Origin of the sequence: Yersinia vastinensis (assembly GCF_044905075.1) — a bacterium.
In the GTDB taxonomy this organism is placed as follows: domain Bacteria; phylum Pseudomonadota; class Gammaproteobacteria; order Enterobacterales; family Enterobacteriaceae; genus Yersinia; species Yersinia vastinensis.
In genome coordinates this window covers 175,408-198,309 of the sequence record NZ_CP173260.1, presented here as the reverse complement: position 1 = coordinate 198,309, position 22,902 = coordinate 175,408, and the positions used below count along the sequence as shown (strand labels likewise).

Below are 22,902 nucleotides of genomic sequence, written 5' to 3'. Positions count from 1 at the left end.
AATTAAAGACGCCGATAAAGTGACAGATACTCTGCCGCTGCTACTTGCCAACCAAAATCCAGCCCCATTGCATGGCGTTGAACATGGCGCCAATGTTTTGGCCGACTCCACAGTACAAAAGCACGGCGTATCGCCTGTACCAATGCCTGCGCATCGCATTCATCAAACACAAACCCCGAGGCGCTGCCATCCGCCAGATTTTCTAGCGCGCAGTCCACCACGGTATCTACCAACCCGCCCGTACGCCGGACCAGTGGCAAAGTGCCATATTTCAAACCATATAATTGCGTTAACCCACAAGGTTCAAACCGGCTCGGCACCAGAATCACATCCGCACCGGCAATAATTCGGTGAGAAAATGCCTCGTGATAACCTATTTGTACCCCAACCTGACCGGAATAGTCTGCTGCTGCGGCCAAAAATGCCTCTTGTAGAATGGCGTCCCCAGCCCCCAAGACAGCCAGTTGACCGCCTAGTTTCAATAAATCAGGCAACGCCTCCAGCACTAAATCCAGCCCTTTCTGTGCCGTTAACCTACTCACAACAGCAAAAATAGGTTTCTTTTCCGTCACCTCCAACCCCATCGTGGTTTGTAGGTGCACTTTATTCACAGCTTTCTTTTGCAGGTTTTCTGCATCATAACGGGCATGCAGTAAAGCATCACTCTGCGGATCCCAAATATCACTATCTACACCGTTGAGGATACCCGTCAATCGTCCCTGATTGGCCCGTTCTTGCAGCAGCCCTTCCATACCGTAGCCAAAAGCTGGCTGTGTAATCTCCTTAGCGTAAGTCGGGCTGACGGTAGTGACATGATCAGCAAAGAATAGCCCAGCCTTCAGATAGGAAATTTGGCCATAAAACTCCAACCCGTACATTTGGAAGAATGCTGCGGGCAGTTGTAACTCAGCTAAATGTTTGGCTGAGAACAATCCTTGATAAGCCAAATTATGGACGGTAAATACCGATCGTGCAGGCCGCCCCCGTGCTGCCAGATATGCACAGGCCAGCCCCGCGTGCCAATCATGGGCGTGTACCACTTCTGGACGCCAGTAACCATCGAGTCCAGAAGCCAGCTCACAAGCCATCCACCCCAGCAATGCAAAGCGGCGATAGTTATCGGCGTAAGCATATAAAGATTGGTCGTGGTAGGGGCTACCTGCGCGATCGTAAAGACCCGGAGCATCAATCAGATAAATACCAATCCCTTGATAATGACCATAACGTAATGAAACACGCCCAGCAAAGGTATCTATCTCCCTGACCAACACGGTATCTGGAATACCTCGACGCAAGTCAGGGAAGCCCGGTAGCATAACCCTAACATCGGCCCCCTCAGCAATTTGAGCGGCAGGTAGAGCACCAACAACGTCAGCCAATCCACCTGTTTTCAGCAAGGGAAATAGCTCGGAACATACGTGTAAGACCCGCATTATCACTCCTGGTCATCCATCTGGTTTCACTCACTTCTCACTAAAAGTGACCCAAATGAGCGTTATTGTGGCAGCCAATTTAGATGCGGCCAGCGCACAAAACCCGGAGCGTACACGTGGTACGTGAAGATTTTTCGCACTGCCCAAGTTCAAAGTGGCAAATAAAATAGCCCTATTTTTCAGCCAATTTGGCTAGCATCTCGCGGGTCACTAATACCACCCCGCCCTCGGAACGATAAAAACGGGCGCTGTCTTCATCTGCGTTTTCCCCGATAACCATCCCCTCTGGAATGTGGCAAGCCCGGTCGATAATGCAACGACGCAAACGACATGAGCGCCCAATATGAACATCTGGCAGCAACACGGAAGAATCAATGGTGCAGAACGAATTCACCCGAACCCTCGGGAATAACACGGAATGCACCACAACCGAGCCGGAAACAATACAACCGCCGGACACCAGTGAGTTCATGGTCATACCGTGGCTGCCTGAACGATCCTGCACAAATTTAGCCGGAGGCAACGGCTCCATATGGGTGCGAATGGGCCAGGAACGGTCATACATATCCAGTTCAGGTGTCACCGAGGCTAAGTCAAGGTTAGTTCGCCAGTAAGCATCTAACGTCCCAACGTCACGCCAATAAGGTGGCAGCTCAGAGTTCGATGTGACACAGGAAAGATCAAACGGGTGGGCATAAGCGACGCGTTGTTCTGTGAGTTTCGGTATTAAATCTTTCCCAAAATCATGGGTAGACTCCGGGGTATTCCGGTCTTCTTCTAATAATTTGAACAGGTAGTCGGCATTGAAAACATAGATACCCATGCTCGCCAGCGCCGTATCTGGGCGGCCTGGCATTGCAGGAGGGTCATCAGGCTTTTCAAAGAAGGCGGTTATCTGGTAATCCTCATCAACTTCCATGACACCAAACTCAGTGGCCTCTTTAATTGGCACTGGAATACAAGCAACGGTGCATTGCGCCCCTTTCTCTACATGGTCAATGAGCATGCGCGAATAATCCATCTTGTAGATGTGATCACCGGCCAGAATGACAATATATTCCGCGTTATAGCGGCGAATAATATCCAGATTCTGGTAAACCGCATCTGCGGTGCCTCTGTACCACTGCTCAGAACTATTACGCTGCTGGGCAGGCAATAAATCAACAAACTCATTCATTTCCTCATTAAGAAATGACCAGCCACGTTGAATATGCTGAACCAGAGAATGAGACTGATACTGAGTAATCACCCCAATACGCCGAATACCAGAGTTCAGGCAATTAGACAGCGCAAAATCGATAATCCGGTATTTACCACCGAAATGTACCGCAGGTTTAGCCCTTTTATCGGTCAAGTCTTTTAGCCTTGTACCCCGCCCTCCCGCCAGAATCAGTGCCACAGATTTATTCGGTAATAATCTGGCTAACATCAGCGGATCTTTGTTTTCATACTTAACCATGACGACTCCTTAAAATTTCTGTGCGAGCACGCAAACGGCATAAGCAGGCCCGTTCCATACGGTTAACGGCTCTGTATGCTCTGACGGCTCAAAAGGAGGAACCACCACCCATTCCCCCACAGGTAAATGCATTTCACAGGGTTGGTCAGTTGCATTGATGACCAACAACCAGCGCCGAGATAACAGAATTTGTAGCTGCTTCTGACAACCCTGCTCCCAGGCCATATCACTCAGCGCTTGTCCTTGACTATCCAACCATTGCACATTGCCATCACCGTCTTCCCACCAAGTGTCTTTAATCAGAGCCGGAATTTGTTGGCGTAACCGAATAAGTTCAGCGGTAAACGCCGTTAATGAAGTATCCGCGCTGCCCCAGTCAAGCCAGGTGAGAATATTGTTCTGACAATACGCATTGTTGTTGCCTTGCTGGCTATGGCCATGCTCATCGCCTGCAAGCAACATCGGCGTTCCTTGTGAGAGTAGCAAGGTGGTCAGTAATGCCCGCTGACACGACTTACGTCGTTGCCAGATAGCTTCATCAGCCACCAAACCTTCACTACCAAAATTATTACTAAGATTGTTATCACTGCCATCACGATTTTCTTCACCGTTGATTTGGTTGTGTTTTTGGTTGAAACACAGCAGATCCTGCAAAGTAAAGCCGTCATGAGCGGTAATTTGGTTAATGCTGGCAGAAGGCAAACGCTCCCGCTGTTTAAACAAATTGCTTGATGCTGCAAAGTGCTGGGCAAAGACCCCTAAAGGTAAATCGCCCCGTAACCAGAAACGACGCATCGCATCGCGATACTGATCATTCCATTCGCTAAAACCAGCGGGGAATTGGCTCAATTGGTAACCTCCCCAGCCTATATCCCAAGGCTCCGCAATCATTTTGCAGGTACTGAGCCGCTCATCAGCGGCGAGAGCCGCAAAGAATGGCGCATGCTGATCGAAACCCGGTGTACGGCCCAGAACAGTGCCCAAATCAAAACGGAAACCATCGATATGACAGCTATCAACCCAATGACGTAAGCATTCAATGACCCACTGCATCACATAAGGCTGATTGAGCCGCAATGTATTGCCGCAGCCCGTCATGTTGTCGTAGTCACCCTCGGGAGTTAGCCAGTAGTAGCTGGCATTGTCGACCCCGCGCTGGCATAGAGTCGGACCAAAAACATCCAGCTCCGCACTGTGGTTGAACACCACATCGAGGATCACTTCAATACCCGCCTTATGCAGTGCCTTAACCGCATCCCGTAACTCTCGCAGAGGAGATATACCCTCACGGCCCGAGGCATAGTCAGGGTCAACAGCATAAGGAGCCAGCACGTTATAACCCCAATAATTACTCAGCCCCATCTTCTGCAACCGTGGCTCATCAACGTGAAATTGCACTGGCAGCAGTTCCAACGTCGTAATACCCAGCGTTTTCAAATAACGGATCATGGCCGGGTGGGCCAGAGCGGCATAAGTACCACGCAAGTCAGAGGGGATATCAGGATGCAGTCGGGTTAGACCGCGCACATGGGCTTCATAAATGACAGTATTGCCCCAAGGAATGACAGGCGAACGATCACCCTGCCAATCGTATTCCTCGTGAACCACAATACATTTAGGTACGACGGCAGCACTGTCTCGCTCATCAGGATGGTTAACCCCGCCATTCAAACTGGGGTCATCCCCTACTTTATGGTCTAGCGCATGAGCACAGGGGTCGATCAGTAACTTGTTAGGATTAAAACGGTGACCTTGTTGCGGGGAGAATGGCCCACTGACCCGGTAGCCATAACGCTGCCCCGGTTTCCCCCCCGGAAGATAGCCATGCCAAATATCCCCTGTACGAGCAGGTAACGGGATACGCAGCTCTTGATTGTTATCATCAAACAGGCACAGTTCAACTTGCTCAGCATTGGCTGAGAAGAGTGTGAAATTTATTCCAGTCCCATCAAAGTGAGCACCACTCGGAGTCGGAAAACCACTTGTCAAACGGACCATCCTACCCCTCCCGCAACAAATAAATTGTCGACAGAGGTGGCAATGTTAGCTGCAAAGAGTGCGCATGGTGATGGCTGGCTACAGGTTGGCTGTCAATCCCCCCCTGATTGCCCAAATTACTGCCGCAGTAAAACGCCGAGTCGGAATTGAGGACTTCACGATAATGCCCCTCATGTGGAATCCCCACACGGTACTCATAACGCGGAACAGGGGTAAAATTACTGATAGCAATCAGTTCCTGACCATTTGAATCTCTGCGCAGGAAGGCAAATACTGAGTTTTCATGGTCATCCACCACCAACCACTCAAAGCCCTCAGGCTGATAATCCAACTCATATAGTGGTGCATTTTGTTGATAACAATGGTTAAGGTCGCGCACCAGTCGTTGCACACCGGTATGCCAGCCATTCTCATCATCCAGCAGGTGCCAATCCAAGCTGGTATCGAAATTCCACTCACGACCCTGCGCAAATTCGCATCCCATAAACAGTAATTTCTTGCCCGGATGCGCCCACATAAAGGCGTAATAGGCACGCAGATTAGCAAACTTCTGCCATGCATCGCCCGGCATACGATCCAATATCGACCGTTTACCATGGACCACTTCATCGTGAGAAATCGGTAGAATAAAGTTCTCGGTATAGGCGTATAACATACCGAAAGTCATTAAATTATGGTGATATTTGCGGTGAACAGGGTCGCATTGCATGTAATTGAGCGTGTCGTGCATCCAGCCCATATTCCACTTGTAGTTGAAGCCTAATCCACCCGCATCGGGGGGTAATGTCACGCCTGGGAAATCGGTAGATTCCTCGGCCATAGTCACACCACCGGGGCGCTCAACACCAATAGTACGGTTGGTATAGCGCAGGAAAGCGATGGCCTCCAGATTTTCACGCCCGCCGTAGTAATTCGGCACCCATTGTCCTTCAGCACGGCTGTAATCGCGGTAAATCATTGAGGCGACAGCATCAATACGCAATGCATCAATACCGAAACGCTCCATCCAATAAAAAGCATTACCTGCCAGATAGTTACGAACTTCGTTGCGACCATAGTTATAAATTAGGGTATTCCAATCCTGATGATAGCCTTCACGCGGATCGGCATATTCATATAAGGCAGTGCCATCGAAAGTCGATAAGCCATGTTCATCACTGGGGAAATGACCGGGAACCCAGTCAAGAATGACGTTAATCCCTGCCTCATGGAATTTGGCGACGAAATCCTTGAAATCCTGCGGCGTACCAAAACGGCGGGTCGGAGCATACAGTCCCAGCGGTTGATAGCCCCAACTCCCATCAAAGGGATGCTCATTGATGGGCAATAATTCCACATGGGTAAAGCCCATGTATTTAACATACTCAACCAATTGGTCGGCTAATTCGCCGTAACTGAGCCAAAAGTTATTCTCAGTATGACGACGCCACGAGCCAAGATGCACTTCATAGATAGATACCGGGGAGCGTAAGTCATTGGCCTTTTGCCGCCGAGGGGTATTTGCCACCACATCGGGCAACGGACTAATTAAAGATGCCGTTTCAGGCCGCATCTGAGCTTCAAACGCATAAGGGTCCGCCTTTAAGCGCACTTGTTCGTTACAGTCGATTATCTCAAACTTATAGAGCTGCCCCGCCTGAACACCGGGTAGGAATAGCTCCCAAATGCCGTTTTCACGTCGTAATCGCATCGGATGGCGGCGACCATCCCAAAAGTTAAATTCGCCAACCACAGATACCCGTTTGGCATTCGGCGCCCACACAGCAAAGCTAACCCCCTCAACACCGTCAAGACTCATCAAATGTGCGCCTAAACGTTCATAAGGGCGTAAATGAGTCCCTTCGGCTAGCAGCCAACTATCGATATCTTGCAATAATGTACCGAATCGGTAGGGATCTTCGATGATTTGTGTGCTTTCTTGCCAAGTCACGGCTAATTGATAGCGAAATAGGTTTTTACGGCGAGGGAGTTTAGCAATAAAAAAACCACGTGGGTCTTCTTGGGTAAACTGAGCAACATTTCGCCCATTTTTGGTGTCCACCAGCCAGACTTCTTTGGCATCAGGCAGTAACGCGCATACCCGTATACCTTGCGCAGTTTGGTGCATCCCTAACACGGAAAAAGGATCGGCATAATGGCCTGAAATAATTTGATTAATCACCTGACGGTCGGGAAGTACTGACATATCTTCTTCCTTCGATTAATAACATGATTTCATGACAAAATTTGAATAAAGGCCTCAAATTCTAACATTGAGATCATGCAATCCATTTAATGTATGAGACATGATCAAGGTCAATAAATGGATTTAATGCCTTAACCCGTTTTCTTGCTAAAAAGCGCACAGCCTTCAAACTTTTCTTTTCCAATCTATAAGCATAGTCAATGGATGGTAAAAAAATCGGCTTATGATTAATGAAATTTTTTCTCATGCAATTTGGTGAGAAAAGAGGCATTTGAGCTACATAAAAGGCACTGATATGAAGAAAATGTCTTTATGAGTCACGCCAAAAAAAGCGTAACTTGCCAAATGAAATGTACAAAACAAGAAACTGACACGATATTCGGCCCAGAGGGCTTTTTTCTTAAAAAAAGAGACGGGTTAACTTCTCCGCACTGAAATCTGGATACAATAGCGGCAGACATAAATAGTCATAATACTTACAGTGGTCATCTAACATGGGCGTGAGCCAGGTCGAACTGATTTTTTCCCTTTTACAACAGATGTGTGTGTATCTGGTTATTGCCTATCTGTTGAGTAAAACACCGCTTTTTATCCCCTTAATGCAGGTTACCATTAGGCTGCCCCACAAACTGGTGTGCTACCTCACGTTTTCCATGTTTTGTATCATGGGCACCTATTTTGGTTTGCATATTGAAGATTCGATCGCTAATACCCGCGCCATCGGTGCCGTATTGGGGGGGGTACTCGGCGGCCCTTCGGTCGGTTTTTTGGTGGGACTGACTGGTGGGTTGCACCGCTACTCTATGGGAGGAATGACCGCCACCGCCTGCATGTTATCCACCGTGGCTGAAGGGTTGTTAGGTGGGTTCCTGCACAGCTATTTGATTCGCAGAAATCGCCTTGACCTGTTATTCCAACCACTGGTCGTTGCGGGCATTACGTTGGTGGCTGAAGTTCTGCAAATGCTGATTATTTTGGCGGTTGCCCGCCCATTCACCGAAGCCGTCGAGCTGGTAGAAAACATTGCGTTGCCAATGATGATCACCAACACCATCGGTGCCGCCATGTTTATGCGCATCTTATTAGACCGAAGAGCTATTTTTGAAAAATACACTACCGCATTCTCTGCCAAAGCATTGCAAATTGCAGCACGAGCGGAGGGGCTACTTCGGCATGGGTTTGACCAGAAAAATAGCATGCGGGTGGCGCGCATTTTGTACGAAGAGCTGGGGGTTGGCGCAGTCGCTATTACCGATCGTGAAAAGTTACTGGCGTTTATCGGTACTGGCTCTGACCACCATAGAGTAGGGAGCGCAATCACTTCAGAGCATACTCACCGGGCGATTGAGCTAAATCAGGTCGTCTATGCCGACGGCAACGCCGTGCCCTATACCTGTTCAATTTCACCAACATGTAAACTGGGTTCTACCTTGGTTATCCCATTGCGGGGCGAAGAACATCGGGTCATTGGCAGCATCAAGTTATACGAGCCAAAAAGTAAATTATTCTCCAGCATTAACCGTACGTTGGGAGAAGGTATTGCTCACCTGCTGTCGGCGCAGATTTTGGCGGGCGAATTCGAACAACAGAAACAGCTGCTGGCCCAATCTGAAATCAAACTACTCCATGCTCAGGTCAACCCCCATTTCCTGTTTAATGCGCTCAATACATTGTCAGTGGTGATCCGCCGCAATCCAGACCATGCCCGCAAGCTGGTGTTATCCCTATCGACATTTTTCCGCAAGAACCTCAAGCGAAGCCATGATGTGGTCACATTGAGTGATGAAATCGAGCATGTGAATGCTTATCTGGAAATAGAAAAGGCGCGTTTTGCTGATCGTCTGAGTGTCGAAATGGCATTGCCAGACAACTTAATGGAGGCACGCTTGCCTGCATTTTCCCTCCAGCCTGTGGTTGAGAATGCCATTAAACACGGTATATCGCAGATGTTCAGCAATGGACAAATCAGGTTGCACGGCAAACTGGATAACAACGTGCTCGTACTGGAAGTTGAAGATAATGCGGGCTTATATCAGCCACGACCTAATGGTGATGGGCTAGGCATGAACCTAGTAGATAGACGAATAAAGGTGCGTTACGGCAATGAATATGGTGTGACCGTCATAAGCAAGGCTGAGGAATTCACCCGCATCATTATTAAACTGCCGTTTATTACCGTGAATGAAAGTTAGCACTCACTTTCTCGGCTTATCTCGGTGAGTAATAATGCTCACCATGTTAAGCACGGCGGCTGATCGCTCATGCCGTCGCCATGCCAATGTAATTTTGGTTTTTAGCTGGTTGTCGTCAATTTCATGATAAGTCACGTTGTTGGCCTGAATAGCAGTCAGTGAACGAGGAACCAGAGTAAAACCGAATCCAGCAGCAACCATCCCGATTGCGGAGGCCATCTGTGGTGATTGTTGCCCTAATGTTGGCTGGAATCCGGCGCGGTAGCAGGCACTGATAATGGCATCAAATAGCCCGGGGCCAACTTCTCGCGGAAAAATAATCAGTTTTTCATACTGTAGAGCCTTCAAGTTAACTCTAGGGCAATCTTGTAGCGGATGGTGATGTGGCAGCACCAGCAGCATATCTTCCTCCTCCAGCACCTTACAGGTAAATTCATTGCTGGCATCACACGGCTGACGGATAAAGGCCACATCAATGTGCTCATTATGCAAATCATTCATTAAGACCGGCATCGTCTCTTCACAGGGCGACAATATCACCTCAGGGTATTTCTCCCGATATGCATGCAGTAACTGCAATACCAAGGGCTGAAAAGCGGTCGAACTGGCAAAACCGACCCGTAACTTACCTGTTTCCCCACGCGCGATACTTTTCGCCCGCTCTACTGCTTCGTCTGTGAGCATTAATATATGACAAGCATCTGCATAGAATGCTTTCCCCGCCGCGGTTAGTTCAACTCCACGCGTTAAGCGACGCAACAGCGGTGCCCCAATCTCCCGCTCTAATTTTTGAATTTGCTGACTTAATGGAGGCTGTGAGATACCCAACTTTTCAGCCGCCCGAGTGAAGTGACGGGCTGAAGCCACTGCAGCAAAATAGCGTAGATAACGTAGTTCCATATTTTTTCGATATCAAGAAAGTGAGCCTCCTATATTGGTACTTATGCTCTTTCAGCGTCAACCTTATATATAAATATAATTTATGTTATTGATGAAGAGAGAACAGTATGAATCCATCATTCGCACCACATTGTTCATGTACTCAAGAGGTTACTGACAGCTTTGCTAACTATAAAAAATGGCATCCCGAGTGCATTATTTACCAAACATCACTTATGAGCGCGTTGATAAGTGGGGTTTATGAAGGACATATCACGATGGCCGAATTGCTTAAACACGGTGATTTTGGATTAGGAACATTTAATAATCTTGATGGTGAATTGGTTGCATTAAACAGTAAAATTTACCAATTGCGTGCCGATGGCAGTGCTCAGTCAGCGCCGCCAGAACAGAAAACCCCTTTTGCGGTGATGACGTTTTTCCAACCAACAGAAAAACGCAGCTTCACGCATAAAATGGGCCGCAGCCAACTTCATAATGTCATTAATGACGTCGCCGAATCAGATAACTTGTTTTGTGCGCTACGCATTGATGGCATGTTCAACCATGTTGAAACTCGTACCGTCCCCTGCCAAAAACGCCCGTATAAACCTATGCTTGAGGCTATTGCCGAGCAACCTACATTTGAATTTGAGCGTCTCAGTGGCACCATCATCGGGTTTCGTAGCCCCAAATATACTCAAGGAATCAACGTTGCCGGCTATCACGAACATTTTATTACCGATGACCGCAGTGGCGGCGGCCACGTACTGGATTACCAACTCGAAAACGGCATGCTGACATTTGGCACCGTAACAAAATTGGTTATCGACCTGCCGCAAGACCCCGATTTTCTCCACGCAGACCTCTCTCCTCTAAATTTGAGTCATGTTATCCGCGCCGTAGAGAGTTAATAGGCTGTAATTATTTAATAAATAACGAGTTATAGCTAAATCTATAAAATAAAGGACGCAATATCATGAAGAGAGAATCCAATGTGCAGGTCTGGAAATGCGGTGCCGATCTGGTGGTTAATCATTTAGAGCAGCAAGGTGTGAAACAAGTCTTCGGTATCCCCGGCGCTAAAATTGATCGGATATTTGATTCACTGGAAGACTCCCGTATCAACACCATCGTGGTGCGTCACGAAGCCAATGCCGCATTTATGGCCGGGGCCGTAGGCCGCCTGACGGGCAAAGCCGGTGTCGCGCTGGTGACATCCGGACCGGGTTGTGCCAATCTGGTGACTGGGCTGGCGACGGCCACCTCAGAAGGGGACCCGGTAGTCGCATTAGGTGGTGCAGTCAAACGGGCCGACAGCTTGAAAATAACCCACCAAAGTATGGATACCGTGAGTATTTTCCGCCCAGTAACCAAATTGAGTGCAGAAGTAACCGCTTCTGCGGCGCTGTCTGAAGTGCTGGGCAATGCATTTCGCACTGCGGAATTTGGCAGACCGGGTGCCGCCTTCGTGAGTCTGCCACAAGATATTCTTAATAAACCCATCACCAGCCATGCACTAATCCATCAAACTTGCCCACAAAACGGCAGTGCCCCACGCGATGAAGTTATTGCTGCAGCGAGATTACTCAACCAAGCTAAAAATCCTATCTTGTTACTTGGATTGATGGCGAGCCAACCGGCAAATGCGCAAGCGATACGACGCTTTCTTCGTCACAGCAAAATACCGGTTACCAGCACTTATCAGGCCGCAGGGGTCGTTGAACAAACACATTTTGACCATTTTGCTGGGCGGGTCGGGTTATTTAATAATCAGGCAGGTGACAAGCTACTGCAACAAGCCGATTTAATTATCACCGTCGGATACAGTCCGGTGGAGTATGACCCAGCGCTATGGAATACCGGGCAGGCAACACTCATACATATAGATATTTTACCCGCCGAGATAGACATCGCTTATCAACCCGAAAAAGAGCTGCTGGGCAATATCGCCGCCACATTGGATGCATTGAATGAGCTGATCAACGGCCCATTAATTTTAACTCACCAAACACAGGCAATACTGGAAGATCGAGCACGCCAGCGCCTCGATTTGGCTAACCGGGCCAGCCACATGAGCGGCTTCGCTATCCACCCTCTTCGCCTGGTGCGAGCAATGCAGGATATCGTCAACCGTGACGTCACGCTTTGTGTCGATATGGGGAGTTTTCATATTTGGATTGCCCGCTATCTTTACAGCTTCCGTAGCCGCCAAATTCTAATGTCAAACGGCCAGCAAACGATGGGAGTTGCGCTGCCTTGGGCCATTGCTGCAGCACTTGTGAATCCACAGCAAAAAGTAGTGTCTGTCTCAGGAGATGGGGGTTTTATGCAATCGAGTATGGAACTGGAAACTGCCGTTCGGCTAAAAAGTAATGTGCTGCATATTATTTGGGTCGATAACGGCTACAACATGGTGGAAATTCAAGAACAGAAAAAATATCACCGACCATCAGGTGTCCATTTCGGCCCTATTGATTTCAAGATGTATGCAGAATCCTTTGGCGCAAAAGGCTTTGCCGTAGAATCCGCCGATGAACTCACTCATAAATTACATCTGGCGATGGATATACAAGGCCCTGCAGTCATCGCTATACCAGTAGATTATTCAGACAATTATCGTTTAATGGAAGAGATGAATATTAGTCAGTTGCTATAAGTAGGTTCACTAAACAAAAAAGCCCTGACCATAAGATCAAGGCGTTATCATGCATTTGGGGAAATCTGATTACATTAGAATTCGCAGCATACGGCGCAGTGGTTCTGCCGCGCCCCATAACAACTGGTCACCGACGGTAAAGGCTGAAAGGTACTCTGGCCCCATATTTAATTTACGTAGGCGGCCAACCGGTGTATTCAATGTACCAGTGACCGCAGCTGGCGTCAGTTCACGCATGCTCAGTTCGCGGTCGTTCGGAATAACGCGAACCCAATCATTATGAGTTGCCAGTAATTGCTCAATTTCTGGCAATGGTACGTCTTTTTTCAGCTTCAGTGTGAAGGCCTGGCTATGACAACGCAGTGCGCCGATACGGACACACAGACCATCAACCGGAATTACGCTACCGGTATTCAGAATTTTATTGGTCTCGGCTTGGCCTTTCCATTCTTCACGGCTCTGGCCGTTATCTAGCGCTTTGTCGATCCATGGAATCAAGCTACCAGCCAGCGGGACACCAAAATTATCGGTCGGTAAAGTGCCACTGCGGGTGGCCGCTGTCACTTTACGTTCAATATCCAAAATGGCAGAAGCGGGGTCTTGCAACTCTTTAGCCACACCCGCATGCAGCATGCCCATTTGGGTCAGTAATTCACGCATATGGCGCGCACCGCCACCGGATGCCGCTTGATAAGTTGCAACAGATGCCCACTCAACCAGATTATTGGCAAACAAACCACCCAATGACATTAGCATCAGGCTGACGGTACAGTTACCACCGGCAAATGTTTTGATACCGTGATCCAGCCCTTGCTGAATGACGTTGTGGTTAACCGGATCCAGAATAATAATCGCGTCATCCCGCATACGCAGAGAAGAAGCTGCGTCAATCCAATAACCTTGCCAGCCAGTTTCTCGCAGCTTTGGATAAATTTCGTTGGTATAATCTCCCCCCTGACAAGTGATGATAATATCCAATGCATTCAATGCATCAATATCATAGGCATCTTGTAACGTGCCTTGTTGCCCCGTGAAAGCGGGAGCAGCTTGACCGTGTTGAGAGGTAGAGAAAAAGACTGGGCGGATACCGTCAAAGTCGCGTTCTTCAATCATGCGTTGCATGAGGACTGAGCCGACCATACCGCGCCAGCCGATAAAACCAACGTTTTTCATGTTTACTGTCCTGCCTTGGAAGGTGACACCGATTAATGGATGTCTATCTTGCATCGCTGCACGTTATGTACGGCAAGCTGACGAACATAGACCGGATACCACCTTACAAAATATGGACAAAGTGGCAAGTTAAATTATTCGATACCAGAATGATTCAAAGCAATCTTCCTAATATGTGCCGTTGACTGGCTGGAAACGCCGGTCTTTTAGGGCCTTTTGAGGTAAAAATGACAGAGATGATCGCGGCAACTGTGTTGCTGTTTTTGATTATGGACCCGTTAGGAAACTTGCCGATTTTTATGTCGGTGCTCAAACATCTGGAGCCTAAACGGCGACGAGTGGTATTGATCCGCGAATTGCTGATTGCCCTGATATTGATGCTGATTTTCCTCTTCGCAGGTGAAAAGATTTTGGCATTTCTGAATCTGCGTACTGAAACCGTGTCGATTTCTGGCGGCATCATTTTGTTTTTAATCGCGATTAAGATGATTTTCCCCTCCCCCGAAAGCAATGTGACCGGGTTATCGGCTGGGGAAGAGCCTTTCTTGGTTCCCTTGGCCATCCCATTAGTGGCGGGTCCATCCATTCTTGCGACATTGATGTTGTTATCCCATCAGTATCCTAATCAGCTCAGTCATTTAGTACTGGCGTTGATGATTGCCTGGGGCTTATCCGCTGCTATTTTATTGATGTCGAATCTGTTTCTGCGCTTGCTTGGCAGTAAAGGCGTCAGTGCATTGGAGCGGTTAATGGGGTTAATTTTGGTCATGCTATCAACACAGATGTTTTTGGACGGCGTGCGAGCATATTTAATGAAGTGATTTGTATGGGGCGTTTGGGGGCGTGGCTTGGTGATCCCGTTCGGTTGATCATTGCCCATTAATGAACTTATCTCAGCCACTTCAACTGAGCAGGAAACTGGCCTGCTCAGTTGAAGCTCGGGAGTCAGCAAAGGGGCAGATCGATTTTCAATCGGAACCGATATCATGTAAACCAATCCCACTCACTAATCAATGACTCCCAATCACGAGCCATGTTGTCCCAATGCCAAAACACACCGCGCCACCACTTCATCAATATCTGCATCAATATCCACACAGATAACATCCGGCTCTTCTGAACCTGGCTCTTCGAGAGCGTCAAACTGGCTTTTCAACAGATCGGTAGGCATGAAATGGCCTGCGCGGGCTTTTAGCCGTTCCATAATCACGTCAAAACTGCCTTTCAGGTATAAAAAAGCCATTTCCGGGTTGCCTTCACGCAGGCGATCGCGATAGCGACGCTTCAGTGCCGAACAGACAATAATTCCGGTTTCGTTCTTATGATTCAAACTGTAAGCCGCATCACTTAAGCGCTCTAACCATGGCATCCGATCTTCATCATTGAGCGGATGCCCACTGCCCATCTTCTGAATATTGGCACGGGGATGCAGGTCATCACCGTCAATAAATTTGGCATGAATTCGGCGAGCCACTGCTTCTCCCACGGTGGTTTTACCGCTACCCGATACGCCCATCACGATAATGCTACGTCCTGCCATAATTTTGATCTCTATCTCAGAATGGGAATTTACCGCTCTCTATGGTTCCGTATTTTACCATGTTACCGGTATCATGATACCGGTAACAAATGGAGATGTGACTGTTATCACAAAGGATAGAACATCACTATAGAACGCAATCGCGCAATCACGCTGGCCGGAAAAGGCTGACTGCAAACTAAAACTAAAAGCGATATATACCCTAAGTAAGCGGAGAAATACTATGCCATTAGTCATTGTCGCAGTTGGCGTTGCCATGCTGCTGTTACTGATGATTCGTTTCAAACTCAATGGGTTCATCTCCTTGATACTGGTCGCACTCGCGGTCGGCGTTATGCAAGGGATGCCCGTTGATAAAGTGGTCGGCTCAATCAAAGCTGGGGTCGGTGGAACACTGGGTAGCCTAGCGCTGATTATGGGCTTCGGGGCTATGCTCGGTAAATTACTGGCAGACTGCGGCGGCGCTCAACGAATCGCCACCACCCTAATTGATAAGTTTGGTAAAAAACACATTCAGTGGGCTGTGGTACTGACCGGTTTTACTGTCGGTTTTGCATTGTTCTATGAAGTTGGCTTCGTACTATTGTTGCCGCTGGTATTTAGCATCGCAGCTTCAGCCCGCATTCCCTTATTGTATGTCGGTGTCCCGATGGCCGCTGCGCTTTCGGTGACGCATGGTTTCTTACCACCGCATCCCGGCCCTACTGCTATAGCGACCATTTTCCACGCTGATATGGGCAAGACCTTGCTATATGGGACGTTGCTGGCGATCCCAACAGTTATTCTGGCCGGCCCGGTATTTGCTCGCTTCTTGAAAGGCATTGATAAGCCAGTCCCTGAAGGGCTGTACAACCCAAAAACTTTCACCGATGAAGAGATGCCGAGCTTTGGGGTCAGTGTCAGCACTGCGTTGGTGCCCGTTATTTTGATGGCATTGCGAGCAGTGGCGGAAATGATTCTGCCCAAAGGCCACCCGATTCTCTCTTATGCCGAGTTCTTCGGCGACCCGGTAATTGCAACCCTGATTGCAGTGTTAATTGCCATTTTCACCTTTGGCTTAAACCGTGGCCGTTCAATGGAATCTGTCATGGATACCGTGACCGACTCCATAAAAATCATCGCGATGATGCTGTTGGTTATCGGGGGTGGCGGTGCTTTCAAGCAGGTATTAGTCGACAGTGGCGTTGACCACTATATTGCCAGCATGATGAATAGCAGCGGTCTATCACCAATTCTGATGGCATGGTCAATTGCAGCCGTGTTACGTATCGCTCTGGGTTCGGCGACAGTTGCCGCCATTACTGCCGGCGGTATCGTCGCACCGTTAATCGCCACCACAGGAGCCAGCCCTGAGTTGATGGTTATTGCTGTGGGTTCCGGTAGCGTGATTTTCTCTCACGTCAACGATCCGGGTTTCTGGCTGTTCAAGGAATACTTCAACCTGACGATTGTCGAAACCTTTAAGTCATGGTCGGTGTTGGAAACCATCATTTCAGTCTGCGGCTTAGTTGGCTGCTTGCTGTTAGCGACGGTGATTTAAATACTGCCGCCGGGGAGGATGGTGAAACCGACGTCAACCATCTTGGGTGTTACCACCTCTCCGCGCAACCGAGCCAGCAAGCGCTCAGCACCAATTTGCCCCATTCTTTCGCGCGGGGTCAGCACACTGGCCAGTTTCGGCACCATCGACTGGCCAATATCATGACCATGAAAACCGGCAATCGCCATATCATGTGGGATAGATAGCCCTTGACGCTGACACTCAAATACCGCGCCAATGGCCAAGTCATCATTAGTGCAGAAAATACTGTCAATCTGCGGGTAGCTCACCTGCGCTTCGCGTAATAACTCCGCGCCAGCAGAATAGGATGAGGAACGGCTGGTCATCACACTCATCGGCGTCAAGCCAGATTCACGCATCGCCTGTTCATAACCTTGTTGCTTGATAACCGTACGCTCATCCTGACGAGCGCCAAAATACACCACGAACTTATGGCCTTTAGCGATAATTTGCTGAGTCATCTGTCGTGCGGCTTCAAAGTTGTTAAAACCTACGGCCAAATCGATACAGGGCGAGGAGCAATCCATTAGCTCAATAACCGGAATACCCGCGACTTCAATCATTTTCAATGTCCGAGCCGTATGGTGGCGTTCGGAGAGGATCAAACCATCAATATTGTAGGAGAGTAGTGAAGTCAGCCGCTGCTCTTCACGCTCTTTCTGATAACCGTAATGCGCCAGCATTGTCTGATAGCCATGGGCATCAGTCACACTCTCGATACCGCGCAGCACCTCGGCAAAAACCTGATTGGTTAACGATGGGAGCAATACGCCAATAGCATGGCTCGTTGCATTAGAGAGGATGTCAGGGGCACGATTAGGAATATAACCAAGTTCATCTAGTGCCAGCGCAATTTTTTCCTGTAAAACCGCAGAAACTTGCTGTGGATTACGCAAATAGCGGCTGACCGTCATTTTAGTGACCCCAACCATATCAGCAACATCTTGTAGCACTGGCCTTTTTTTCTTCATTATCAATGAACTGAGGCTGAGTAAATGATGCGCTATTCTAGCAAAAAAAAGGGTATTACGCGACGCGCATACCCTTGTTTAGTTAACTTAAACAGGTGGCAAATCAAACAATAGGATTTCACTGTCTTCATCGGCATGAATAGAAAGTGCAGCTTCATCCCAGATAGCAAAGGCATCACTGGTACTTGCACGATGGCCATTGATGGACACGTTACCGCGCACGACCTGTATCCAGATGCGGCGCTCTGCCTGAATCTGATAAATGGACTGCTCTTCACGTTTCAACGCCCAGCGCCATAATGTCATGTCTTGGAACACTTTCAGCGAACCATCACGAGCATCTGGGGATAGCACCAGTTGCCGTCCTTGCGGGATATCAAACATCTGCTGCTCATAGCGAGGTTCTAAGCCAGTTTTATTCGGGATAATCCAAATCTGGTACAGATGCAACGGTTGGTCGTCTCGGCCATTATATTCTGAATGACGGATACCCGTACCCGCACTCATTATCTGGAATTCACCAGCATGAATCTGTTCTTTGTTACCCATGCTGTCTTGGTGTTCAACAGTACCAGACAACACATAAGTTAGAATTTCCATATCCTTATGTGGATGAGTTCCAAAACCCTGGCCGGCATCGATAACATCTTCGTTAATCACTCGCAGTGCTGAAAAACCCATAAATTCTGGATCATAGTAATCGGCGAATGAGAAGGTATGCCAGCTATCCAGCCAACCGTGATTAGCATGGCCACGTTCTTCTGCTTTGCGTAAATAAATCATGTTCAGTTCTCCTCAACGTTTTCTTTAGTCTAGATGTCGCTGGAGAATATGAAAGCGCAAAAAACTCACGCCTCTGTTCAAAAAATTCGACTGACTCATTAGTTAATAGACAAATGATTTGAATTTAAAGTCGTTAGAGAGAAAACCTGACCAACAGGGAAGCAAAGTGAGGGTTAACCAAGATAGGTAACAAAAAAATAAGCAAAAAAAAAGCCAGCACCCGGCTGGCTAAGTAAACACTGGAAGCAATGTGAGCAATGTCGTGCCTTCATAATGTGAACATCTACACTTTGATGGTCTCACCGGAAAGCACGACAATGATAATCATTATCACTCTCACTTGTAAAGTGTTTTTTTTCACCACTCGCAATATTCTTGACTCAGAGGGATAAATCGATATTTTATTAGGTAATTCAAACAGTAAGAGTAAGGGTATCTTTATGAAAAATGTCCAGATCCGCCATGTGGAAACCGCTGACTATCCGGCCTTACAGCAGTTATTTTCTCATCCGCAGGTATATCGCGACACATTACAGCTACCCCTACCATCTCAAGAGATGTGGGCCAAAAGAATTAAAGAACTGCCAGCAGGTATGCATAATCTGGTTGCATGTATTGATGAGAAAATCGTTGGCCAGCTCACTGTTGAAGCAAATCAACGCGCTCGCCGCCGCCATGTCGCCACTTTCGGCATTGCAGTGGATGCACATTGCTGTGGCAACGGTGTCGGCAGTGCGCTGATGGCAACAATGATAGATTTATGCGATAACTGGCTGAATATACAGCGTATTGAGTTGACTGTTTTTGTCGATAACGCCGCAGCAATCGCCCTGTATCATAAATTTGGATTTGAAATTGAAGGCACTAGCCCACGATTCGCTTTCCGAGACGGCCAGTTTGTTGATGCGTATCATATGGGTCGAGTCAAAATATCAGGCTAACCTGCAAGGGATGACATTACTATGTTATCCCTTGCAGCTTAAAGGGGCCGAACAGAGCGCTAAATACCCGCCGTTTCTTTAATATAGTGGCGAGCTTTTACTGCATATTCAAATGGGTTAGCAATAGCTGGGTCTTGTTCTGCTTCGACCACCATCCATCCTTGATAGCCTTTTTCATCCAGTAACTTGAACACTGGTCGGAAGTCGATAACACCATCACCGGGAACAGTAAACGTCCCCTTTTTCACACCATCAAGGAAGCTGAGTTTTTTCGCTTTAACTTCTGCGACCACCTCATCACGGACATCTTTAAGATGGACATGATTAATACGCGGTAAGTATTTCTCCAGAATAGCTAACATTGCCTGCTGACTGCCCTCAGAATAATAGGCGTGGCCGGTATCAAAAAGCAGATAAACATCATCATTAACCATACTCATATAACGATCAATTTCTTCGCTAGTTTGAATCCCTGTTCCCATATGGTGGTGCAAGCATACCTGCATCCCTTTTGTGGCAGCAATTTTGGCTAACTCGTTATAACCATCGGCGACACGCTGCCATTCAATATCAGTAAAATAAGGTTTCTCTTCAAAGACCGCTTTTGTTGTTCCCTGAATACTTTTACTTTGCTCTGAACAACCAATGACTTTTGCTCCCATTTCATGGAGGAAATTCATATGATTAATAAATTCATCAATCGTTTTTGCGCGCTGATCATCGGCAAAAAAAGTACTGAACCAAGCATTACAAATCTGTATGCCACGTAGTTCAAGCATCGGCTTTAGTATTTTAGGGTCTCGTGGATATTTGCTGCCGACTTCACTACCGGTAAAACCAGCCAATGCCATTTCACTAATACATTGTTGGAAAGTATTTTCTTTACCTAAATCTGGCATATCGTCATTTGTCCAACCAATAGGAGCGATTGCCAACTTCACACGATCTTTATTCATAATAAACCTCTGCGATACATCTAATTTATACAGATGAATACAATTAAAAGGTGATTAATTGCCCGTCCTTTAATACAAAAATAATCTTGGCTTGAAAAACATATTTAAAATAGCGATAAAAATCAGATAACTATGCAGATTTACTTACCCAATAATTCACGTTCAATACGCTCACGGGTAGCAACAGCCTGATGCACCATTTTTTCTGGATAGCCAAAAAGAGAAGTTGCAATAATTGATTCACCACCCACTTTAAATGAGCGGCTGGCAAAATCCATATCGCGTAATGTTTGGAACAGAGTAGAGAAATCAACCTCCCCTTCACCAATCCCCACATGCTGATGAATAACAGCATCAACGCCAGGTGGGTTCACAATATAACGACAATGTTTGGTGTGATTCATGGTATCGGCGATTAATACATGTGAAAGGTCATCACCAGCATATTTCAGCATACTGGCCACATCTCCCTTACCTTTATCGTAGAAAAAAGTGTGGGGTACGCTATAGAGATATTTCACATTATCGCTGCGCAGTGATTTCACTAAATCGACAGTTTCATTATTCTCTTCGCAAAAATCCCATGGATGAGATTGAATTTCTATCCTAATACCTTCGCGTTCAATAATTGGTAACAACTCTTCCATTGAGCGATACCACATTTCCTCACAAACCTCAGGCTCGTTTGGATCACCAGACAGTTCGGTGTTAATAACGGATACACCCATTTCAACTGCAATCTCAATCATTCTCTTCCAGTTGGTCACTGCTGCTTGCCGCCGAGCTTCAAGTGGCCCCGCCCAGCGATATACCACAATGAAAGAGGATATTTCGACCCCAGTTTCTTTTAGTGCTTTCTTATATTCTGCAACCACTTCACGACCCGCTTTCGGGTGCTTATAAAACGGATTAAGCTGCGGATGTGGTGACTGCTCAATATAGTTGTATCCCCAATCCGCCACTTGGCGAACCATATTAGTGATACCAAGGTCTTTAATGACATCAACATCAAATGCAATCTTCATAGTGCTCCCGGTTTCACGTGAGATACGGGGAAAGTTCGAGACAAGCCCTATTCGTAACAAAATAGGGCGATGCGACAGCTCGACGGATGACGCACAGAAAATAGAATCTGATATTACTTGCTATAAAAGGATGGTCGTTGTGGCAAGCTAACTGGAACAATCGCACCACTTTCCTGCGCCGCAATGCAGGCATCGGCAGTCACCGCAGCAGCAAAGCCATCCCAAGCAGAAGGCCCTGTGAGTTTTTCAGCTAGAACATCATTGATAAAGGCTTGTAATTCGATATCGTAGGCGTCGATAAAACGATCCTTCCAATCGATGAGGATTTCATGTGATAGACGTGCTTCACTGCGCAGGAGTACTGAAGATGGCTCGGGTAATTTTGCTATGCCGATATCACCTACAACCTCGCATTGAATATCATAGCCGTATTGGCAATTCACAAAAATCTCTACATCAATACGTGTCCCTTTTGCCGTTTCAAATAACACAACTTGTGGGTCTCTCAAGTGCGCTTTGGCATGTTTAGCTTTGCGCGGGAAAACAACTTGGACAGAAACATAGTCATCATCCAGCAACCAACGCAATACATCAATTTCATGGATTAAGGTGTCAGTGATAGCCATACTCGTGGTGTAGTTATCCCCAACTCTTGGGTTTCTGTGAGCGCAATGCAGCATTAATGGTTCGCCAATCTTTCCACTAGTAATCACATCTTTTAATGCACGGTAACCTTGATCATAAGGGCGCATAAATCCAACTTGAACCAAGCGTTTACCTTGTGCCGCTTCTGCTTCTACAATGCGCTTACAACCCTCAGCAGTCACAGCTAATGGCTTTTCACAAAAAACGTATTTACCCGCAGCAATGGCCGCCAAAACAAACTCTTCATGGCTCGGCCCCCAAGAGGTGACTAATACTGCATCCACCTCTTTGGCATTTATGACTTCATAACCATCAGTGTAAATATTTGCTTCGATACCAAGGTCGCGAATAACTTTGGTAGCATGTTCACGGTTAATATCGGTTACAGCAACCACGCGGCTACCCTGCAAGACTTTGCTACAACGGCGAATATGATCCTGACCAATCGCGCCCGTTCCGATAACACCAATATTTAACGACATATTATTTTCCTCATGAAGTT

At 47.4% G+C, this 22,902-nt stretch carries 18 protein-coding genes; 6 read left to right on the top strand and 12 right to left on the bottom strand.

The features are described 5' to 3' along the window. Window positions 1–2 precede the first annotated feature (2 nt). The 4 genes from glgA to glgB all read right to left on the bottom strand — a co-directional run bounded on the left by glgA (window position 3) and on the right by glgB (window position 7,075). Window positions 3–1,433: a glycogen synthase GlgA gene (glgA, locus tag ACIOG0_RS00735; protein WP_128451424.1), complete on the bottom strand. Its 1,431-nt coding sequence runs from the start codon at window positions 1,431–1,433 to the stop codon at window positions 3–5. A 172-nt stretch (window positions 1,434–1,605) separates the two neighbouring features. Then, entirely contained in the window at window positions 1,606–2,892 is a 1,287-nt protein-coding gene (gene glgC / locus ACIOG0_RS00730; RefSeq protein WP_050099528.1) for a glucose-1-phosphate adenylyltransferase, read from the bottom strand. A 9-nt stretch (window positions 2,893–2,901) separates the two neighbouring features. Continuing rightward, window positions 2,902–4,890 (bottom strand): glycogen debranching protein GlgX, encoded by a 1,989-nt coding sequence (glgX, locus tag ACIOG0_RS00725; protein ID WP_050295728.1) that lies wholly within the window; start codon window positions 4,888–4,890, stop codon window positions 2,902–2,904. A gap of 1 nt (window position 4,891) precedes the next feature. Next, window positions 4,892–7,075, bottom strand: a complete 2,184-nt coding sequence (gene glgB, locus ACIOG0_RS00720) for a 1,4-alpha-glucan branching protein GlgB (RefSeq protein WP_050099526.1) — start codon at window positions 7,073–7,075, stop codon at window positions 4,892–4,894. Window positions 7,076–7,569: 494 nt separating this feature from the next. On the opposite strand from glgB, the gene ACIOG0_RS00715 reads away from it, so the two are divergent. After that, a complete protein-coding gene (locus ACIOG0_RS00715) occupies window positions 7,570–9,267 on the top strand; it encodes a sensor histidine kinase (RefSeq protein ID WP_050099525.1) in 1,698 nt (565 codons plus the stop codon). Between the two features lie 3 nt (window positions 9,268–9,270). Here ACIOG0_RS00715 and ACIOG0_RS00710 read toward each other — a convergent pair whose 3' ends face one another. After that, window positions 9,271–10,167 (bottom strand): LysR family transcriptional regulator, encoded by an 897-nt coding sequence (locus ACIOG0_RS00710; RefSeq protein WP_050099524.1) that lies wholly within the window; start codon window positions 10,165–10,167, stop codon window positions 9,271–9,273. Between the two features lie 107 nt (window positions 10,168–10,274). On the opposite strand from ACIOG0_RS00710, the gene budA reads away from it, so the two are divergent. Then, window positions 10,275–11,060 (top strand): acetolactate decarboxylase, encoded by a 786-nt coding sequence (budA, locus tag ACIOG0_RS00705; protein WP_050099523.1) that lies wholly within the window; start codon window positions 10,275–10,277, stop codon window positions 11,058–11,060. Between the two features lie 65 nt (window positions 11,061–11,125). Then, window positions 11,126–12,805, top strand: coding sequence for an acetolactate synthase AlsS (gene alsS / locus ACIOG0_RS00700; RefSeq protein WP_050099522.1), 1,680 nt, complete (start codon window positions 11,126–11,128; stop codon window positions 12,803–12,805). Window positions 12,806–12,874: 69 nt separating this feature from the next. Here alsS and asd read toward each other — a convergent pair whose 3' ends face one another. Beyond that, on the bottom strand, window positions 12,875–13,978 hold the full coding sequence (asd, locus tag ACIOG0_RS00695; protein ID WP_050099521.1) for an aspartate-semialdehyde dehydrogenase: 1,104 nt from the start codon (window positions 13,976–13,978) through the stop codon (window positions 12,875–12,877). A 227-nt stretch (window positions 13,979–14,205) separates the two neighbouring features. Between asd and ACIOG0_RS00690 the strand changes: the two genes are divergently transcribed. Continuing rightward, on the top strand, window positions 14,206–14,799 hold the full coding sequence (locus ACIOG0_RS00690; RefSeq protein WP_032911111.1) for a YhgN family NAAT transporter: 594 nt from the start codon (window positions 14,206–14,208) through the stop codon (window positions 14,797–14,799). Between the two features lie 203 nt (window positions 14,800–15,002). Here the strand turns inward: ACIOG0_RS00690 and ACIOG0_RS00685 are convergent, their stop codons facing one another. Then, window positions 15,003–15,518 carry a gluconokinase gene (locus ACIOG0_RS00685; RefSeq protein WP_050099520.1) on the bottom strand — a complete coding sequence of 172 codons (516 nt, stop codon included), beginning with the start codon at window positions 15,516–15,518 and terminating at the stop codon, window positions 15,003–15,005. Window positions 15,519–15,741: 223 nt separating this feature from the next. On the opposite strand from ACIOG0_RS00685, the gene gntT reads away from it, so the two are divergent. Further along, the gene (gene gntT, locus ACIOG0_RS00680; RefSeq protein WP_050099519.1) at window positions 15,742–17,058 is read left to right on the top strand and encodes a gluconate transporter; all 1,317 of its coding nucleotides are present in this window, start codon (window positions 15,742–15,744) and stop codon (window positions 17,056–17,058) included. Here gntT and gntR read toward each other — a convergent pair. Next, window positions 17,055–18,050 carry a gluconate operon transcriptional repressor GntR gene (gene gntR / locus ACIOG0_RS00675; RefSeq protein WP_050140021.1) on the bottom strand — a complete coding sequence of 332 codons (996 nt, stop codon included), beginning with the start codon at window positions 18,048–18,050 and terminating at the stop codon, window positions 17,055–17,057. The genes gntT and gntR overlap by 4 nt on opposite strands. Window positions 18,051–18,137: 87 nt before the next feature. Further along, window positions 18,138–18,833: a pirin family protein gene (locus tag ACIOG0_RS00670; RefSeq protein WP_050099517.1), complete on the bottom strand. Its 696-nt coding sequence runs from the start codon at window positions 18,831–18,833 to the stop codon at window positions 18,138–18,140. 440 nt (window positions 18,834–19,273) lie between these two features. Here ACIOG0_RS00670 and ACIOG0_RS00665 point away from each other — a divergent pair, with 440 nt between their 5' ends. Further along, the gene (locus ACIOG0_RS00665) at window positions 19,274–19,774 is read left to right on the top strand and encodes a GNAT family N-acetyltransferase (protein WP_050099516.1); all 501 of its coding nucleotides are present in this window, start codon (window positions 19,274–19,276) and stop codon (window positions 19,772–19,774) included. A gap of 59 nt (window positions 19,775–19,833) precedes the next feature. On the opposite strand, the gene iolE is transcribed toward ACIOG0_RS00665, so the two are convergent. The 3 genes from iolE to ACIOG0_RS00650 all read right to left on the bottom strand — a co-directional run bounded on the left by iolE (window position 19,834) and on the right by ACIOG0_RS00650 (window position 22,882). Beyond that, complete coding sequence (gene iolE / locus ACIOG0_RS00660; RefSeq protein WP_050140022.1) at window positions 19,834–20,730, bottom strand: myo-inosose-2 dehydratase; 897 nt, start codon at window positions 20,728–20,730, stop codon at window positions 19,834–19,836. A gap of 140 nt (window positions 20,731–20,870) precedes the next feature. Next, complete coding sequence (locus ACIOG0_RS00655; RefSeq protein ID WP_050099514.1) at window positions 20,871–21,755, bottom strand: sugar phosphate isomerase/epimerase family protein; 885 nt, start codon at window positions 21,753–21,755, stop codon at window positions 20,871–20,873. A 113-nt stretch (window positions 21,756–21,868) separates the two neighbouring features. Next, window positions 21,869–22,882, bottom strand: coding sequence for a Gfo/Idh/MocA family protein (locus ACIOG0_RS00650; RefSeq protein WP_145524655.1), 1,014 nt, complete (start codon window positions 22,880–22,882; stop codon window positions 21,869–21,871). Window positions 22,883–22,902: the final 20 nt, after the last annotated feature.

Excerpts from the sequence above, each read along its gene's own strand:
- alsS (WP_050099522.1), top strand. The coding sequence starts at position 11,126 with ATGAAGAGAGAATCCAATGTGCAGGTCTGGAAATGCGGTGCCGATCTG.
- glgB (WP_050099526.1), bottom strand. The coding sequence starts at position 7,075 with ATGTCAGTACTTCCCGACCGTCAGGTGATTAATCAAATTATTTCAGGC.
- budA (WP_050099523.1), top strand. The coding sequence starts at position 10,275 with ATGAATCCATCATTCGCACCACATTGTTCATGTACTCAAGAGGTTACT.
- ACIOG0_RS00710 (WP_050099524.1), bottom strand. The coding sequence starts at position 10,167 with ATGGAACTACGTTATCTACGCTATTTTGCTGCAGTGGCTTCAGCCCGT.
- glgX (WP_050295728.1), bottom strand. The coding sequence starts at position 4,890 with ATGGTCCGTTTGACAAGTGGTTTTCCGACTCCGAGTGGTGCTCACTTT.
- ACIOG0_RS00665 (WP_050099516.1), top strand. The coding sequence starts at position 19,274 with ATGAAAAATGTCCAGATCCGCCATGTGGAAACCGCTGACTATCCGGCC.
- ACIOG0_RS00690 (WP_032911111.1), top strand. The coding sequence starts at position 14,206 with ATGACAGAGATGATCGCGGCAACTGTGTTGCTGTTTTTGATTATGGAC.
- ACIOG0_RS00685 (WP_050099520.1), bottom strand. The coding sequence starts at position 15,518 with ATGGCAGGACGTAGCATTATCGTGATGGGCGTATCGGGTAGCGGTAAA.
- ACIOG0_RS00715 (WP_050099525.1), top strand. The coding sequence starts at position 7,570 with ATGGGCGTGAGCCAGGTCGAACTGATTTTTTCCCTTTTACAACAGATG.
- ACIOG0_RS00670 (WP_050099517.1), bottom strand. The coding sequence starts at position 18,833 with ATGATTTATTTACGCAAAGCAGAAGAACGTGGCCATGCTAATCACGGT.
- gntT (WP_050099519.1), top strand. The coding sequence starts at position 15,742 with ATGCCATTAGTCATTGTCGCAGTTGGCGTTGCCATGCTGCTGTTACTG.
- glgC (WP_050099528.1), bottom strand. The coding sequence starts at position 2,892 with ATGGTTAAGTATGAAAACAAAGATCCGCTGATGTTAGCCAGATTATTA.
- ACIOG0_RS00655 (WP_050099514.1), bottom strand. The coding sequence starts at position 21,755 with ATGAAGATTGCATTTGATGTTGATGTCATTAAAGACCTTGGTATCACT.
- asd (WP_050099521.1), bottom strand. The coding sequence starts at position 13,978 with ATGAAAAACGTTGGTTTTATCGGCTGGCGCGGTATGGTCGGCTCAGTC.
- glgA (WP_128451424.1), bottom strand. The coding sequence starts at position 1,433 with ATGCGGGTCTTACACGTATGTTCCGAGCTATTTCCCTTGCTGAAAACA.
- ACIOG0_RS00650 (WP_145524655.1), bottom strand. The coding sequence starts at position 22,882 with ATGTCGTTAAATATTGGTGTTATCGGAACGGGCGCGATTGGTCAGGAT.
- gntR (WP_050140021.1), bottom strand. The coding sequence starts at position 18,050 with ATGAAGAAAAAAAGGCCAGTGCTACAAGATGTTGCTGATATGGTTGGG.
- iolE (WP_050140022.1), bottom strand. The coding sequence starts at position 20,730 with ATGAATAAAGATCGTGTGAAGTTGGCAATCGCTCCTATTGGTTGGACA.